We start from the raw sequence: 17,168 nt of genomic DNA on the forward strand, positions 1-17,168 counted from the left end.
GTTGTCGAAGAATCGTCCCCCCCCATGATATTCTGTCGCTTACTGCCATGAGTGTATTTCACGCACTGGTCGGCGGTCGATGGATAAATAACCAACCGTCCGTCCCGCTCAGAACCGTTCGCCGCCAATCACTTGTTCGACGATGCGGTCCGCGCGTTGCTCGGGGGACTCCCGTCGACGAAGCGCGCCGACGAGGTAGACGGCCGTCGCTCCCGTGGTGACGACGAGCGCACCGAGCGAGAGACAGGCGACTGCCCGAATCGAGAGGCCAGCACGGACCGGGTCGGTCGGCGTTCCGAACAGGACGGCACTACCGAACAGGACGGCACTACCGAACAGGACGGCCCCGGCCAGCGCGGCGAGCGCCCCGAACGTGAACGCGGCGTGTTCTCGCTCGGGGACCGACCGGTGGACGAGGCGGTGGGCCGTCGCGCCACAGCACCCGGCAGCGGCGACGAGCGCCCACGACGCGACGGTCGGGAGTCCACTGGCGAGTGCGCTCGCGGTCACGAACGAACAGGCGACGAGCAGGAACGCCACCACGGTCAGGTCGGGCGACACGATACGGAGGTGACGACTGGACACAGCGACGCTCACGGGTTCACGGGAATAAACGCTGGGATTAGGAGGGGAACAACTTAGGTGGCGGCTGGTGGAGGGAGTCGCATGGTCCGGACGCTCGACGACTTCGACGCCGCGAACGCGGCCGTCGGAGTTCGCGTCGACATCAACAGTCCCATCGCCGCCGACGGTTCGCTCGCCGACGACACCCGCCTTCGGGCACACGTCGACACGCTCGGCGAACTCGCCGCTCGGGACGCACGGGTCGTCGTTCTCGCCCACCAGGGTCGGCCCGGCGGCGACGACTTCACCACGCTGGCCGCCCACGCCGCCCGTCTGGACGACCTGCTCGATGCCCCGGTCGACTACCTCGACGCGACGTTCGGAAGTACCGCACGCGACGCCGTCGACGCGCTCGAACCGGGCCGGGTCCTCGTCCTAGAGAACACGCGTTTCTACAGCGAGGAGGTGATGTCGTTCCCGCCCGAGGTGGCCGCCGAGACGCACCTCGTCGCGGGCCTCTCGCCCGCGCTCGACGCGTACGTGAACGACGCGTTCGCCGCCGCCCACCGCTCGCAGCCCTCGCTGGTCGGCTTCCCGGCGGTCGTGCCGGGCTACGCCGGCCGGGTGATGGAACGGGAACTCGACGCGCTCGGCGACATCGGGTCGACCCCGACCCCGCGTGTGTACGTCCTCGGCGGGGCGAAGGTCGACGACTCCATCGACGTCGCGTCGAGCGTCCTCGACTCGGGGCTCGCGGACACCGTCCTCACCTGCGGCGTCGTCGGCAACACCTTCCTCCACGCGTCGGGCGTCGAGTTGGGTGCCGAGTCGACCAACGTCGTCAAGGACCGGGCCGGTGAGGCGCTCACCCGCGCCGAACGACTGCTCGAGGAGTACGGCGACCGAATCCGCGTCCCGGTCGACGTAGCGGTCGAACGCGACGGCGAACGCGTCGAGATACCGGTCGAGGACCTGCCGACGACCGAACCGGCGATGGACGTCGGGAGCGAGACGGTCGGCGTCTACGGCGACCTGCTGGCCGACACCGGGACGGCCATCCTCAACGGGCCGGCGGGCGTCTTCGAGATGGACGTCTTCGCCGTGGGGACCAGGGAGCTCTACCGGGCCGCACAGGCCGCGGAGTACACCGTCGTCGGCGGTGGCGACACGGCCTCGGCGCTCCGACAGTTGGGGCTCTCCGGGTTCGACCACGTCAGCACCGGCGGTGGGGCCGCCCTGACGCTCCTCACCGGCGAGTCGCTCCCTGCCGTCGAGGCGCTGTCGTGAACATCGAGCCACCCGGCATCGACGACGCCGACGCGCTCGCCGACGCGTGGGTGGCTCTCGCCGCGGACCAGCAGTCGTACGACTCGTTGCTCGTCCCCGAGGCGAACCGTGCGAGTGCGCGGGAGGCTATCTGTCGCTCCATCGTCACCGGTGGTGCGCTCGTCGCCCGTGTCGACGACGACCTCGCGGGGTTCGTCCAGTTCGGTCTGGAGTCCGGACTCTACGAGACCGCCGCGCCCAAAGGCGTCGTCGAGAACCTGTTCGTCGTCGCCAGCTACCGCGACGCGGGGGTCGGGTCGGCACTCCTCGAAGCCGCCGAGGACGCGCTCGTGGCGGACGGTGCCGGGGTAGTGGTCCTCGACGTGATGGCCGACAACGAGGGCGCTCGTCGGTTCTATCGACGACACGGCTACGACCCGCATCGAATCACCATGCTCAAGCGGGTCGAAAACGATTTACACGACGGGGAGGACCGCTAGCGTACGCGCCAAGGGAGCTTGGGCGGCTCAAGCACTCGATTTGTAATCGAGAATTCGTGGGTTCGAATCCCACCCTTGGCTCTTAACAATAAGTTTACAATTGGATGAACCAGCGGCAGCGCTGGTCTCATCCTGTGAACTCACGCGATTCAGGCAGAGCGTAGAATTGTTGGCTGGCGAGAATTCTTCAACCGCTCTCACTCTGACCTGGGTGAGCAGGAATCGTCGTGGGTGCGCATCAATTGTCCTTGACGCGCGCGCGAACGTTCCCATATTCGAGTCGTCGATGAACGTGCGCCACCAGTGCGGGTATCGCTCTTCTGCTTGGCCGGCACAGGTCGGCAACCCGCGAGACGCGTGGCACCATGACCACAGAGGTGGTCGAGCGTGACGAATCACGGATGCCGTGACAGTGAGTGTTCCTCCACGTTCGCACTCGACAGACTGAGTGAGTACACTCCGAGGTGGTCGAGATGCCGGCGCTGATTCAACCGGCACCGCACGAATTCGCGGCGAACTATCTCATCACCGAGGACGGCCTCGCGCCGTTTTTCGCTGCGGACCGGCGAGTCAAGGAGGGCGACGGCAGTCAGGTCGCCTCGTTCGTCTCCGAGGGCGAACGATGGGTAGTGAAGCTCTACTATCAGGGGAGTGGCATCGTCCATCCCGGAGACCAACTACCCGGTGGGACCGACTGGCGACTCGGTGAGATGCGCGAGTTCCGGTTGACGATTGCCCGTCACTCAGACGAAGACCCGGTCGGCGAGCAGGATTTCAACGCGCACCTCGCGCCTCGATGGCAGGGGATGGAAGTCAGACGAAGTGATGGTCGAGTCACTGAGTACTCTGTACCGCCGCAGGTAGAGGAAGGCGTCAACGTTCGCGTCCAGGGCTCCAACATCGAATTCTCTCGCTACCTTCCGCTTCTCCAGCGCGCGGCAGATGCGGTTGGAATTCGTGGGCGGTACTTCGATGCCCCACACAAGCACAGCAACATTCAGGACGCTGAGCGGTACGTGCGTGTTCACTGGAAGGATAGCGGCCCAATTCACGCTCGTGACGGTCCGATTGCATCGATGGGCCACCTTCTGGAGAGCGACCGGGCAGGGTACCGGAAGATCGTACAGAACGACGATGATGAGCAGGGACGCAACGTCCCAGGGTACTACCACACGGTCACGCTCGGAACACGGCGGATTCGTGAGGCGTTTCCGACGCACCAACTCCCCAAAGAGGTCAAACACTACTACGCGCGCGAGGCCGCCACGAAGTCCGAGAAGGGCCCGCTTGCGCATCCGAAGCTCGGTGTCTCCTATCAGGTGAGCCGATGGGATGAGACGCTCGGCGCTACCCAGACAGATATTGAGCAACTGGAGACAGAGCTCGACCAGACGCTACTCTCTGTCTTGGCTGAGAGCGGACTCGATATCGCTCCCTCGCAGGATGATGGCCCGTACGTGCGCGATGCATACTTCGGGGCGACGCTCTCAGACAATGGTCCCGAGCCAGTCGCACTCGACCTGACTACAATCAAGTCCACTCAGGAGAGCGTCGTCATCAAATACCTCGCAGACGGGCTCACTGACGTCCAGTTTGAGACCCTTGAGACGCTAGTGACCGACGGAGGAATCGTATCGACCGGAGACATCGCCTCACAGAACGATCGGCATGTCGGGAGCGTCCGACGCGCACTTCGCGATCTTGAGGAACTCGTCGAGTGGAAGTACGGTCAGGTATCGCTCCGCTCGGACTACATCGCTGAACTCGTCCACCAGGCTGTCGAAGAAGCACGGGATGCGTTCCGGCGTGTCGTCGACACGAGCGCGACGGCGGTGGAGGCTGCGCAGAGGGGGTTAGACGAGACGATGAGTGTCTTCGTTGCGTGGGCTGCCCGCCACGATGTCGACGTGAACGACGTACTGAACAGCCGCGAGGCACGGATGCGACTCCGCTTCGGTAGGGCGGACCGTGAAACCCGACGTGCCATTCGCGAGGGCTTCCGGATTTGGACGGACGCTAATCTGCCACCGGAGCGATACCGGATGGCTCGCGTTCAATTCGGCGATGGGAGCGTTTCGCAGGCGTGGCGATATCTCGACCCCGGCTGACGGCGCTGGCCGCATGAGTGGCAACACTACCTTGTCTGCCGGTCACCGGCGATTTTGACCCGCTCTAAGGGCCGTCTCTCTTAGGAGTGGCGCCTTGGCCGACAGCTACAGAGATTCACCACAGCACACGGGCGAGACTTACCAAACAGGAGGCGTTGGGTTCCCCCTTAGGGGTGTGCCTAAGGGCACCAACTCAAAATACACCACTCCATCTCAATTCGGTTGAGTTGAGCCGTTGGATATGAGTGTTCCCTATTCACAACTCTACCAGTAAACGGCGACCGGTTTGATTACAACCACAGGGTCGTTGGCTGTAAACGATTCTGCGTCAACGGAAACATCATCCGAGCTGCTCATGTCCTGCATACTCTCTTCGAAGGACTCACGGAGTTCGTCTACATCGCTTTCATTCATCACATCGCCGGCTACTCGGAGCAATTCAGCGTAATTCCACTTCCCGTCCTGGTGTGTCTCGACAACGCGTCCTAACACGGTATACTTCTTCTCCGAGAGGAAATCTCGGGGTCCGGTCTCCAAGTGCGCCTCAGACAGCAGCATACCACACTTCGGGTACGTCCCGTCGGAGTCCTCTGTTTCGTCTTCGTCAATATCCAGCATCAAGCAGATGTCATCACCGTAGATGACACTCAGTGCCTGTTGAAGGCTTTCTCCAATCGCTTCACTCCGCGATGGGCCAATCTTGCTTCCAAACTGTTGGCCCAGCACCTGTTCAATCATGTTTTCTCCACCGAAGAGGTCCGCGCCAGCGTTAGGCCCCGAGAAGTCGAACTCATCCTGCATCCCTGGGCGGATTCCGGGCCGTGGTTCATCGTTACTCTCGGCTGGCTGAAGTTCCTCAAGCTGAGCAGAGATATCCTCGAGGTCATCAACGGCGATTAGCCGCTGAAGTGCCAAAATAAGCCGGTAGAGAGGATCAGTTCCGCCGCTTCCTGTAACCTCTACCACATCGCCGGGCTCTAAATCCTCGGTAATCGGCAGAATCATACCTTCGTTCACCAACTCTTCTCTGAGCTGCGTGTGGAGCCCTTGGTCGATGACGCGATCTGCGGTCTCGGTCATGCGCTGGCCGGTAATACTGCCGCCGAGTTCACCGTCAAAGCCGAGCTTCGCGAGAAACGCCGCGAATGGACTTGTGAGTTCTCCCTTCGCGCCGACGTTGGCTTCGCCTGTGTACTCTTTACCGTCCTGCTGCTGACGTGATTCGGGAACCCATCCGTGCATCGAGGCGTACCAAGAGTCGAGGCTTCCAGAATCGAGGTACACGTAGTCACGAACTTCAGGACCGTCTTCACCGGAACCGAACATATCCAGACTCTTGGGCGCATAGTAATGAACGACAGCCAACCAGAGTGAAAGTGAAAGGGGCTTCTCATGAACTGAACCCGATACCCGTCGGTACCATCCGAATGTAGAAGCGGATTGGTGGTGTGCATCGTTCTAATAAGCGTTGAGAACTCGTTATTTTTGGCGGTACGTTTATGTTTTCCTATCTGTTCAAATGTCGTAATAATCGTATGGTGGATTTATTCGGCACTTCTGTTCCAACCCCACTGCTTCAAGCAGGTTTCTCAGCGGTAACCTTCGCGCTTGGAGTCGAATACAAGAAATGGAGAGACAATTCCACACAGGGAAAGCAGGACCGCGAAGATTGGTATAATGAAGCTCAGATCGCCATAGTTGAGGTGATGCACTTGGGACAGCGTCATACGTTGCGGTCCGATTTGGACTTTGGCTCAATCAGCGAGCGACTGAATGAGATTTCCGGGACGCTCTCAAAACATGCTTCCAAATCTCCGGAGGGCGTAGATGCTGAATCGGCGAAGGAGGTTGCCGAACTTGCAAAGCTCTATTCTGTCGTTTCGGCATATGCGGAGGTGAGCGAGGAGAAACCGATGGCCGAGGTTCTGTCGGAAGTATTAGAGATGCTACAAAGACTCGGTCACGAAGATACCGATGTAGGTGAAGTGAAAGAGATGATGGAGATGTTCGGAAGAATGGATAATCTCCCGAGTCCAGATACAGATGATGTCGTTGACGAAGTCGAGGCAAAATCATTGTTAGAGGATGTGCCAGATGAGATCTTGGATGAGGGGCCGGAAACGGTTGCTGACATCAAGGAGATGCCGTTAGAGGGTATGGTCAATCTCATTGAACCGACGGTCGCCGACAACATACTACGCGAGTCGATGCGATCATACATGCAAATAGTATTGCTGGACGTCTCTGCGGCGATGTACAAGCGACTTGAGAAGCGTAGCTGAATTAAACACGAGAGTTATGGGCCTTCTACTCACTCTCGAAATACATCTAAAATATCCTCTGACATTGGACTCTCCATTAATTTTGATTGCTAACGTTCATGTGAATGGCGTTTGCCCATACAGGACATATTGATGATGGATGTACTGGGTTTCGTCGCTCTCTTTCCTCCGATTCCGAACGTCTTCAAGTGGGTCGGGGCGGTGCTTGCAGCTCTCGCGGCGGTTATCGCAGCATACAGATTCTTTCTCCAACGCCCAAATCTTCAGCTAGAGGTGGAAATGAGCTCTCGATTCCAGTACAGAATCGATGGAAGGGTGAACGCAAATCCAGTGTTTCATCTCGAGAATATTGGTCGGAAGTTCGCTGAAGACGTGTACATTGAGCTTTCCTTGGATTCTTGGAAGTTTGGAGAAGATCACGGCGGGGTCAGTCTAGTGACCAACGTGTCGGTGATATCGGGGGGTTCAGAAAGCGACTCAGATGGGGAATCATCCGAACCGGAGGGTGGCGAAGAATCTGGACCAGTAGATGAAGACGGAGGTCATTTTGGAGAGATTAGCTTCGAAGATTCTAATCTGGAGTTGAAGCATGACTACCTGCAGTACATTGGGACTTCAGGAGAGGTCAATCAGATCTTCATTAGTGATGCGATCTACAATGATGCTCGGTTCAGGTTGTTTAGCGGTCCACTGTACTTAGATGAGAATGAGAGCTACCAGTTGAACTATGAGGTCAGTTGCCGGTCATACGGCCCAAAAGAGGGGACGATAACGTTCGATACTGGCTACGATTCGATCGAAGTTATTCACGACCGCCCGAGCCCTTGGTGGGAATTCCGGCAATGGTTCAGTGAGCTGCGTCCGGATTTCCTTGCTTTGACCGAGGTCTATATCGACTCTGGTTCAATTGAGTTCGAAAATCCGAATTTTTATCAAGTGCTTGCAGTACCCCGGACTTGGGTCCGGGTTTCAGGACATCTTGACGGCTACTATCAGGTGCATGCGAAGGCGACGCTGTACCTGGGTGAGAAACTGCCAGAAAATATCGTTGGGACCATGTATTTATCTGCCGATGGTCTGGAACCGGGGGATGTATGGACTCTGAAGTATTGTTCTGGAAATTTTGAACATACTATGGGGACCGTTGAGCATCAGACCTTCCGTAAACCTCCTTTCCGAGTTTCTCCACGAGTAGAACCCGTTGCTCATCCGCCGATGCAGAAGTTCAACGTTGATTGGTCTGCTGAGTACAGGGATTTGAAAGTGGAGCTACCGCGTGGGGTATCGGTAGTTGATGATGAGATGGAGGTCCATTATCGAAGGGCGGATGGTCCCGATGGTGTGCGTCTGACAGTTCATATTGAGAATATTGGGACACAGGGACAATCCATAGTGCCGATTGCTAAGTTCTATGACGATGAGGGAAATGTGGTGGCGACAGATTCTTCTATTGAGGTGATTGAGCCAGAGAGCTCTATTTCAGTTAATCTGAAGCCTGCGTTTGAGTATGGTGAGTTCATAGATGAACATGTTGAGATCATGGATTACAAGGTGATGATACGAGCTCCGTAGAAAGTACCTGGTGCAAGCGTACACCACAATCGTTTTACGAGCAAGTCTGAGGGACTGTTTAGCAATGAGTACGGCTGGCTTTCAAGTATTACAGAGTACTTGCACGGAGTTGCGTCGCGAGGATATCGCTTCTCCCGATATGCACACGAGGGGTATCTTCTTGTGTGCACGAACCAAGGTGAGGTGTCCACGAATGGGTCGGACGGTCTGCCCGAATCACGGGTGACCCTGCCCTTTCCGCCGTTCTTTATATACTGCTCAGATTTGAGTGACACCGATAGAACTAGGATTTGGGGGTCGTGTGTACGAGCATGCGCATTCGAACCGACGGTGACTACGCTCATCGGATGGACGCGATCGAACAGGCTGCTCAGTTCTACAACCAGAACAAGACCGCGAGTGTCATCAACGCCTGCGAGGATATCCCGCGCCTCGCACGTGCTGTTGAGCAGTTGCTTCAGCGCGAGGATTTGACTACCGCACAGAAGCGAGAGATTGCCACACTGTTCAATCTTGGCGAGAGCTTCAGCGTCACATTCAGTGAGTCAATCGCAGTCCACGAGCGAGAGTAGACCGACTTGTCGTTCTTTCCTCCGGTAAAATCGGTACAGTAGTGTGAGCCGTTCTGAAGAATTGAGGTAAAGTAATTCACCGAAGGGCGATCTCGTACTCCCCACCTGATGAACCTTCACGGGTCTATCTGCTATTCACGCGAGTGTCGAGTCCGAGATGCTCAACGATTCGCGAATGCTTTTGATCTTTCCGAACTCATCTTACGACAGTAAGACACCACTCAGAACTGCGAGCGCGACCCATGTTTGTACCTTAACCCTCGCATATCGCGAGGGATGATGATGCTTCTGCTTACTATCGATACCAGTCGTAACTGACAGGGAAGAGCAGCAGAAAAATCGAGCAATGAGACGATTTGAGGTCGGCGATCGGGTTCGAGTCGATATCCCAGATGAGGGTGATCCGGATCATAAACGTCTTCATGGAAAATGCGGTACCATCGTCGAAATATTCGAAGACGACGCTGGTCTAGAAACAGGAGATCCACGTGACTCGCATCTGTTCAGCGTTGAGATTGATGAAGGCTCAATCGAACACCTACGATGGAGAGACCTTCGACCTGCCTCAGATCCATAGTTGTCTGCGTCCATCTATCCGTAGGATTCTTCCCCACGATTGAGTTCGATACAGTCAACGGGCGGAAGGTATAGTGGCGCAATTTAGGTTTGAGTGCCATTTCTATGCAGAAAATATGTTTGTACCTCGCCCTCCTCCCTAATGATGGACGGCAAAATCGTCACGTAGTGGGATGCGTGGCGTGTCCCAATAGACTTAGTCGTCCGCCCTGGGAGGCTTGGGAGTTGCCATCTTCCATCGGTGGTAATCGAGTCCTCCCCTTTCGAAAAGGTGAGTTTGTAACGACGCTGGATTTCTTGAGTTAGCTATAGTACGTTGGTACCAACTTCCGGTCTGGGATCGCCTGTAGACGTTCCATAGAGAGTTCATCAGACTCCGAGATATCCCAAACAATGTCGAAAAACTCGATAGCTGCGTCGACGAACTGGGTACGTTCTGTGTAGATTCCACACTCCGGATTCCAGTCGTAGCTGTTCCGCATGAAGTTTGCCGACCCGAGGAGTGCCGCTCCTTCTCCTGGCTGGCCGATTGTTTGTACCTTTCCGTGAATTCCGAACTCACCGAGCTTTCGGAAATCCATGTCTGGTTTGACCCGTTGTTGCTCTTTGAAGCGTGAGTAGGTTCGAACGGTGATACGATCACGATGCTCCTTGATTTCGCTCAAGAGGTTACGCTGGAGGCGTTGCCACTCCCATTGTTCCTTCGTATGCCGCGTGAGTAAGCGCACCTCGAAGCCCTGTTCGAGGAGACGACGTATCTGAGATACGTACTCGTTGAATGTATTATCGTCGAATGGGGTCATAATCCGCAGTATCTTATGCTCGAGGTCCCGTTCTAAACCGAGACTGAACAATCGGTCGGTCATTGCTGTGTAAGAACGTAGCCCAGGTGGGCGGGTCCTATGCCAACGACGGAGTTGGGCTCGTTCACGACCAAGCCCGCGAGAATTCCCAACATAGGTGTCCATCTTCGCTTCCCCGAGGGCGTCCGGATCTACAAGTGTATAGGTGAAGTACGCTGGAGCAACATCACCATCATCCAGAGATGCGTAGTCCTCTGCAACAATTTGATCTGAAGCAATCGCTTCGGGAGTCAGCGTGACTGAAGCGTTGGATAGCGCGTCAATACGATGTCGTACAGTAGAGCACCGCTCCACTAGGTGGGTTGTGTACTCCTCTCGGAGGTCATTTCCATCGACCGATGTCGGTACCGAAGCAAACTCGATCAATCCATTGTCACGTACTTCGCAGTCAACTCCCGTAATCGTTGAGAGTTCTTGATAAACATCATACGATGTTATTGAGAGGCGGTCGCTGATGAACTGAACATCCAGTGCCGCAAATCCGGGATGAGCCGAAACCGTGGCAAGGACGTCGATGAAGAACTCTTTCCCTTCATCCACCGAGTTACTGTCTACCGGTTCAGGGGCGTCTACATGGGTGAGGGTTGATTTGTCTTTCGGAGTGAGAAGTGACCTGAGTCTCCGGTACTCGTGTTCGTATTCTTCTCGTTTCTTCTCAATCGCGTCAGTGAGTTCCTCTGAGTCGATTGTCACTGGGTGTGTGTTGGCGAGCGTTGCAACGACCTCTATCGCCTCGGCCTTCTCTGTCGGAGCGCTTCCGGTCATGCGCTCAACAACGCTATCGAGACAGTGTTGGTTGCCTATCTCCGCGATCTGGGTGAGAATCTGCTTGTAAGCTTCAGCGACTGCGAGGTCCCGTGGTATTTTGCTCTGGGCTACTAGCGCAGATTCTACTTGATCGTGGTGGAGTTCGACACTGTCTGGGTAGATTGTGACGAATCCCAGAGACCCGAGTAGCGGACCAAGTATCGATTCATCGGCGTCGGTGAGGAGACTGTCGAACTCTCGCCGTTTGAGTAATCCTTCGACTTCGGTACAGGAGCGAAGCACTGTCTCTGCCGTTCGGAGTCGACTCAGAGCAATCGCTCGTACGAGTGACTGGGGTTCCGTGGACACGAGGACCACCATACCGAGCAAGGTCGGTCTGCCGTCTTTCAGGAGATTGAATTCCTTCAGTATCCAGTCATGGATTTTAACGACGTCCTCGCTATCGCGTTCGTCATTCGTCCGTAGCATCTCGGCTCTGATGTGTGGCGAAAGTCGATGAGTGGCCGACTCACTCACAGATCTTGCTGCCAGAGTAGTGTAGACACTCTCCGGTGAGACGCCCCAGAGACGGTTGGGCGACTGCGTGTGCAAGCGTTCAGCAGTGGTTGACAAGTCTCCGTCAGTCATCGTTCCTCGGCTGAAGATGGAGGTCGTGGTTCAACAATTCAAGTAGTTCCTCTTTGTCGAACGAATCAGGGTCATTCTGTTCAGCACACCCGTACTGGTAGATACAGAACGGACACCCATTCTCACAGTTACATTTTGACTCACTGGACGAGAACGCATCCCGCATGATGCGAGTCGCACGCTCGAACTTCTCGCCGTCATCTTGGGTTAGGAGTACGGTGATTCCGCTTCCACCCTCATCGAAGTCGTACACCAGCGTCCCTTCATCCTCGATTGACTCGGGAACCTGACGAACGCTAACCCCTCCTATGTACTGGAGTGCTACTCTGAGTCCATGTGCGAAGCCATGCTCAAGTTCCTCGCTATCGAATTGGACGCGGACGGCCTTGGTCGAAAATTTCGTTGCGGGTCGCACCGCGATGCTCTTCTCAACCGAGTGCTCGACGCTGTTAGTGCAGTATGTGGAATCACCAACGTCTGCAATGACGCCACCGCACCCTTCGACACCACACATCTCGAACACATTTGGTAACGGGTCTGAACCGCCGTTCCTGTAGGTGGCCCAGAACTGCTTAGTCGATGCAACGAGGGTGACATCGCCGTACTCGAACCGCCCATGGATGGTTCCTTCCGCGTCGACGACGTCGTAAGACACCGCTGGATCGAACGAGTCGCCTGCGTCAGTCTCTACCGGGGCGTAGGTGCTCTGAATTTCTCCGTCTCCCCGATAGATACTCGATGGTCTGAGTCGGTTCGCGTTGGGCGTTGGACTCAGCGGAAGGTCGTGCTGATAGGCAGTCACCCGCTCGGGTACCTTGGTTACAAGTCTCTTCAGCCGGGTACCACAGGATTCACAGGCGGCTACATCTGTGTCGAATTCGGACCCACAGGTCGTACAAATCGCGGCGTCTTCGAACTGCTCGCTGATACGTGCGGTTTCCAAGGGCTCCCAATAAACACGGGTGACGATATACGACCTACTGTTGTGTAGGTACGCTGCACCGGGATGCAGTTCTGAAAGGGCAATCCGCCGCGCGCGGGACCCATTGTTGATGTTCTCGAACTCTTTACCGATGAGCTGGTAGTCAACAGAGTCTCCGACGGATCGGAGGCCGAAGGCCGATGGACTCTCACTACTCAGATACTGACCGAGATTCATGGCCTCCAGTCGGTTGAGGTAGTCGTCCAGTTGGTCTGACCGACGGCGAACCTGCCGTTTACGCTCGCGAAGTTCTTGTTTCCGCTCCCGGTCTCTTGTCCGTCGCTCTTGGCGTCGAATGTCTGCAAGTTCCTCATCGATTTCTTCGAGGTCCCCGTCAATGTTGAGCCACTGGTCGTCGTAGAGATCGATAATTGCCTCCTCGAAGCTTTGGTGGTCTTCAGTACCCCACAGCGCTCCGTCGATGGCCTCGCTATGCAGACCTACTACCGACTCAACGCTTCCGTTGCATTCGTCCATATGGCAATCTCCTTCGTAACCATCCGCGTGTTTCCGGCCACAGGCTGAACAGACGCCGAACGAGAGGAGGTCCTCTAACCACTCGCGGATGTCGTTCTCGTTCTCCTCGACAAGCGTACGTAGTGCTTCGAGCGGAGCGTCGTCGCCATCAAATTGGACTTCTATGTTCGATGACGACAGCAGGCCGGTGAATCTGAGTATATCGTTTGGCCGTGGCTCTTTCCGAGGTTTCGGCTTATCTTGGCAAACGACAAAGTCGTCGAGACCACTAGGGTCCCGACGCCATGGGACCCAGTGAGTCGTCGCAGCCCAGTCGATAATTGCCCACGTGAGCGATTGGTGGAGTACCTCTCGGTTCACTTCGTTGAGCGGGACTTGCTGTGGGTCTGAGGCGATGAGTTCCTCAGGGTGTTCGTGATAATAGTAGTCGATGGGGTTGCGCTGACTCACAGAGTGAATGAGTGAGTTCCCCGACGCTCGACCTGCCCGTCCGATCCGCTGGAGATACGAGTTTGCGTTCGGGGGCGTCCCATACAGCAAAAGAGTGTTGAGGTCGCCGATGTCGACGCCCAGTTCCATCGCCGGTCCCGACGAGAGGAAGTGTGGATAGCGACCTTGGCGAAATTGGTACTCGAGCTTCCGCCGCTCTTCCCGATCCGTCTGTCCGTAGTACGCACGGGCAAGCAATAGCATTGGCTCCGAGGTTGTGACCTGCTGGGCAGTTAGTGAGAAATGCGAGTGCAAGAAGTCGGCCCGCTCTTCGGGAGTCGCGGTGAATGCTACGGTCCCTTCAGGGACGTCTTCTACGTCTGCTGCTAGCGAATTGACAAATTCTTGTCGCTTGGCGTCGTAACGTATCGGAGTATCGTCACTGACGATTGCACACTCAATTGCTGACTCCTCTATCAAGACGTACCGACTTCCATCCTCTTCGACGCGTCGTAGCAGTCCTCGATCGATTAACCCTTCCAGATGCTTGTGACCGCCGTCGACTTCGTCAACGAGGTTTGGTTCATAGCGATGGTTCTGACCGACACTCTTGGCCAAGAGTTCGCGCTCTCCCGCGCTGAGGTCCTTGATGTCTGCGCTCAGCCGGACATCGATTAGACCCTCATCGGAAAGTTGGGTACTGCGGTAGCGCGTGCTGTACTTTCCGGGAAGCACCCGAGAAAGCAATTCTTCAGTCAGATACTCGTCGATAGACTGGTCGTACCCTGTTAACCAGTCGAAGATTTTTGGGTCTTGATTTGTGTCGCCTTTCAGATCTTCCTGGTAGGATTTGGCATCCTTCTTGCCCTCTTCGACAATCTCCTCAAGTGTAGCCCAACCGCTGTTGTCCGCCGTTGACCCTACGCTGGCGATGAACAACTGATCGAAGAAAAACGACTCTTCGGGTTCGCGGAAGTTCCGCTCCAGTTCCTTCATGTCGGACTGGCTATCGGCGAACGAGAGCATCTTCGACTCAGAAAATGTTGCCGGTTCGTCACGGTCAGCCAGCGAACGAAGCACATACCGTGACGTTGTTACGGCCGCATTGGCTGGGCCGCGTAACATTGAGTCGTACCGGCCGCTCTTTGAGTAAGTTTCACGACGATCTTCGTGATAACACGGGAGTCCCCCGGGGAAGTCACTCGCCCCGCGCAACCGCCCGTTGTCGTCAACCATTCGGAAGTTGCTGTAGCCCTTCGCCCGTCGAGCAATAGAGGGATCATCGCAGTCACAATTGCGTTCGCCGTCCGGCAGGAAAGTCTGTTCGCAGGATTGGCACTCGTCGACCATTCGCACATCGAACAGTGCGGACCGGATGAACCGCCGCTTACCACACCCGCAGGTCGATGGGGGCCGACCGAAGTACACTTCGCCGCAGTTCGGATCGCCACAGGTCCACCCGAGGAATCGCTTCGGTTGCAGGTCACCTTCGCAGTCTCCGGCGGTGCACGCCTGTCCTTCGTGGTCTTCGTAGTACTCCCCACACTCAGTACAGTACTGGACGTGCTCATCTGCTAGCGGCTCCAAAGCTGTAGAATCGCAGGAGTGACAGGTCGGACCCTGTGCGTCTTCGACGAATACTCTCCCGCTACATTCGGGGTTAGTACAGACGTGGGCCTCCATGGCGTCGTCAAGTACCATCGAGGCCTCACAGGATGGGCACTCCTGCTGGCGGTCAATCTTCTGGCGCTCGCCACAGTCCTCACACTCGTAGAACGGACGCCAGTACACCCGTACCATCTCTGGAGTCTCGCCCTCTGGTGTCTCACACTGGCACTGCTTTCGTTGGAAGTACTCGAATCGGCCTTCCTCGGACGTGACTGTGTGGGGAACAAGTCGCTCACAGTTCGGGCAAAACCACGACTCAAGCGAATCCTCTCCGCACTGGTTGCATAGTGAAAGTTTTGTGACGAAGTGGTGCTCACACTCAGTACAGGCCGATTGGGGGGTGTCATAGACCGTCCCACAGTTGAGACACGAGTAGTAACCATCGAGCGGCCAACTGAACAGATGGGCACGACGCTCCAGAATCCCAGACACGTCGCCGATGGTCATGAAGTTCGCTACTACTCGCTCTGCCTCGCAATCGGTGAGTCCCGCGGTTTCGACTAGTCGCTCTTTGAGATCGTCGGGACGAAGCGGCTTCTCGTGCAACGTGGCGTAGATACCGCGGACGAATGCTAACGGGCCACCGTCGTCTTCCACGAGATGTTCGTAGAGTGCATCATTGACGACCTCGTCCTTGACCCCAGGATTCACCTCGGCAGCCTCTATAACTTGGCTAGCAGCATCTGTCTCTCCACTATACAACTCGTCTTTAGTCAGCTCATCCGCAGCAAATGCCGGTGGAATCGTTTCTGGGAAGGGAGCGCTGAGTGTACGTTCCTTTTCCTCGACAACCGTTAGAGTGGGGTCAACGAACGGGTTGATTCGCTGAAAGACAGTAAGTTTGTTCTCGACGGTTGCACTCGCCCCGACAATCGTGAGGTCATCGTCGGCTTCACTCTTGTACCCATTGAGCTCCTGCCGCTCGCGGATGTATCGGCGCATCAATATGGAGGTAAACGACCCGAACAACTCGGAGTACTCGTGGATTTCGTCGAAGACGAAGTACTTCGGTTCGGCGACGAACCGCTGCTGTTCCTCGGGTTCGTTGATGTTGAACAGGCGATAGTTGATTGTATCTGGGTTGGTCAGAAGGATGTCCGCAGGCCCCTCCGTGATAGCATCCCGAGTAACCTTGATGAATTCGAACGTGAGGTCTTCCTCGTGGTCTGCCAGCGGTTCGACAATGAACGAGTCGTCATCACGACGTCGAACAGTGAGCGACGAACCGCACTCGCCGCAGGGACAGTCGAAGTACTGGAAGGTCGTCTGGAGGTATGACAACTCGTCAGGGTCGCGCCGCTTGGTGTCGCCGTCGTAGATACCGACAGTAATCGTCTCGTCGGGCGAACGCCCACGATTGAGCGTGAAGAGGTAGTCAATCAGGCGCTTGAGTTGGTCTTGAGCGAGCGCCTTGGTCGGGTAGGTAAGGACACACTTGACGCTATCTGGTGGGTGCTCTGGGTGCTGGCCGTTTTTTGCTTCACAGATAAACTGCAGAATCGGGATGAGCCACCCCTCGGTCTTTCCTCGGCCAGTCGCTGCTGTCAAAAGGGTGTGATCGTCCTTGAGTACGGCTTCGATGGCGTCTTCCTGAAACTCGAAGAGCGATCGGAACCCCGCCTCTGAGAACGTTCTGACAACGTCCTCGTGGAGACTGTTGTTGGCGGCAAAGGTCTCCCAAGGCGTGTCGCTCATTCGGGCTAGGTCGAGTACCTGAAGGTACGGGCCCTTGGTCCGGATGAATTCCGGTAGGTCTTCAGAAAGTGACTCGCCGTGCCCGCCATGATATCGGGAGATGAGTTCCTTGACGGCCCGTTGGGAGGGTGAACTGGCGTAGTGTTCGGCGTACGATTCTCGCATGGTGTCCGCGAGTTTGAGTGGGTCGAATTCCATCGGTGGTAATTTGGGATGTGG

10 protein-coding genes and 1 tRNA gene are annotated in these 17,168 nt (G+C 56.4%); 7 read left to right on the forward strand and 4 right to left on the reverse strand.

Annotated elements, in window-relative coordinates; all coding sequences use genetic code 11:
- Positions 1–108: 108 nt before the first annotated feature.
- Complete coding sequence (locus GQS65_RS16600) at positions 109–585, reverse strand: hypothetical protein (protein WP_158205747.1); 477 nt, start codon at positions 583–585, stop codon at positions 109–111.
- An 81-nt stretch (positions 586–666) separates the two neighbouring features.
- Here GQS65_RS16600 and GQS65_RS16605 point away from each other — a divergent pair, with 81 nt between their 5' ends.
- The 4 genes from GQS65_RS16605 (at position 667) to GQS65_RS16620 (ending at position 4,438) form a co-directional block, all read left to right on the forward strand.
- Positions 667–1,851, forward strand: coding sequence for a phosphoglycerate kinase (locus GQS65_RS16605; protein WP_158205748.1), 1,185 nt, complete (start codon positions 667–669; stop codon positions 1,849–1,851).
- A complete protein-coding gene (locus GQS65_RS16610) occupies positions 1,848–2,330 on the forward strand; it encodes a GNAT family N-acetyltransferase (RefSeq protein WP_368280293.1) in 483 nt (160 codons plus the stop codon). The genes GQS65_RS16605 and GQS65_RS16610 overlap by 4 nt, the downstream gene beginning before the upstream one ends.
- Positions 2,331–2,337: 7 nt before the next feature.
- Positions 2,338–2,411, forward strand: a tRNA-Thr gene (locus tag GQS65_RS16615).
- A 392-nt stretch (positions 2,412–2,803) separates the two neighbouring features.
- Positions 2,804–4,438, forward strand: a complete 1,635-nt coding sequence (locus tag GQS65_RS16620) for a DUF7845 domain-containing protein (protein WP_158205749.1) — start codon at positions 2,804–2,806, stop codon at positions 4,436–4,438.
- 264 nt (positions 4,439–4,702) lie between these two features.
- On the opposite strand, the gene GQS65_RS16625 is transcribed toward GQS65_RS16620, so the two are convergent.
- Positions 4,703–5,764: a DUF6414 family protein gene (locus GQS65_RS16625; protein ID WP_158205750.1), complete on the reverse strand. Its 1,062-nt coding sequence runs from the start codon at positions 5,762–5,764 to the stop codon at positions 4,703–4,705.
- 209 nt (positions 5,765–5,973) lie between these two features.
- Between GQS65_RS16625 and GQS65_RS16630 the strand changes: the two genes are divergently transcribed.
- The 3 genes from GQS65_RS16630 (at position 5,974) to GQS65_RS16640 (ending at position 8,864) form a co-directional block, all read left to right on the forward strand.
- Positions 5,974–6,720: a hypothetical protein gene (locus tag GQS65_RS16630; RefSeq protein ID WP_158205751.1), complete on the forward strand. Its 747-nt coding sequence runs from the start codon at positions 5,974–5,976 to the stop codon at positions 6,718–6,720.
- A 111-nt stretch (positions 6,721–6,831) separates the two neighbouring features.
- Complete coding sequence (locus GQS65_RS16635; RefSeq protein ID WP_158205752.1) at positions 6,832–8,292, forward strand: hypothetical protein; 1,461 nt, start codon at positions 6,832–6,834, stop codon at positions 8,290–8,292.
- Positions 8,293–8,603: 311 nt separating this feature from the next.
- A complete protein-coding gene (locus GQS65_RS16640) occupies positions 8,604–8,864 on the forward strand; it encodes a DUF7692 domain-containing protein (RefSeq protein WP_158205753.1) in 261 nt (86 codons plus the stop codon).
- 878 nt (positions 8,865–9,742) lie between these two features.
- Here GQS65_RS16640 and GQS65_RS16645 read toward each other — a convergent pair.
- Positions 9,743–11,698: a phospholipase D-like domain-containing protein gene (locus tag GQS65_RS16645; RefSeq protein ID WP_158205754.1), complete on the reverse strand. Its 1,956-nt coding sequence runs from the start codon at positions 11,696–11,698 to the stop codon at positions 9,743–9,745.
- Positions 11,691–17,147, reverse strand: coding sequence for a DEAD/DEAH box helicase (locus GQS65_RS16650; RefSeq protein WP_158205755.1), 5,457 nt, complete (start codon positions 17,145–17,147; stop codon positions 11,691–11,693). The genes GQS65_RS16645 and GQS65_RS16650 overlap by 8 nt, the downstream gene beginning before the upstream one ends.
- Positions 17,148–17,168 lie beyond the last annotated feature (21 nt).

The sequence above is a fragment of the Halomarina oriensis genome, assembly GCF_009791395.1.
GTDB lineage: Archaea > Halobacteriota > Halobacteria > Halobacteriales > Haloarculaceae > Halomarina > Halomarina oriensis.

Bases quoted from the DNA above. Each gene is read 5' to 3' on its own strand.
- GQS65_RS16605 (WP_158205748.1), top strand. From the start codon at position 667: ATGGTCCGGACGCTCGACGACTTCGACGCCGCGAACGCGGCCGTCGGA.
- GQS65_RS16620 (WP_158205749.1), top strand. From the start codon at position 2,804: ATGCCGGCGCTGATTCAACCGGCACCGCACGAATTCGCGGCGAACTAT.
- GQS65_RS16625 (WP_158205750.1), bottom strand. From the start codon at position 5,764: ATGTTCGGTTCCGGTGAAGACGGTCCTGAAGTTCGTGACTACGTGTAC.
- GQS65_RS16630 (WP_158205751.1), top strand. From the start codon at position 5,974: ATGGTGGATTTATTCGGCACTTCTGTTCCAACCCCACTGCTTCAAGCA.
- GQS65_RS16640 (WP_158205753.1), top strand. From the start codon at position 8,604: ATGCGCATTCGAACCGACGGTGACTACGCTCATCGGATGGACGCGATC.
- GQS65_RS16645 (WP_158205754.1), bottom strand. From the start codon at position 11,698: ATGACTGACGGAGACTTGTCAACCACTGCTGAACGCTTGCACACGCAG.
- GQS65_RS16650 (WP_158205755.1), bottom strand. From the start codon at position 17,147: ATGGAATTCGACCCACTCAAACTCGCGGACACCATGCGAGAATCGTAC.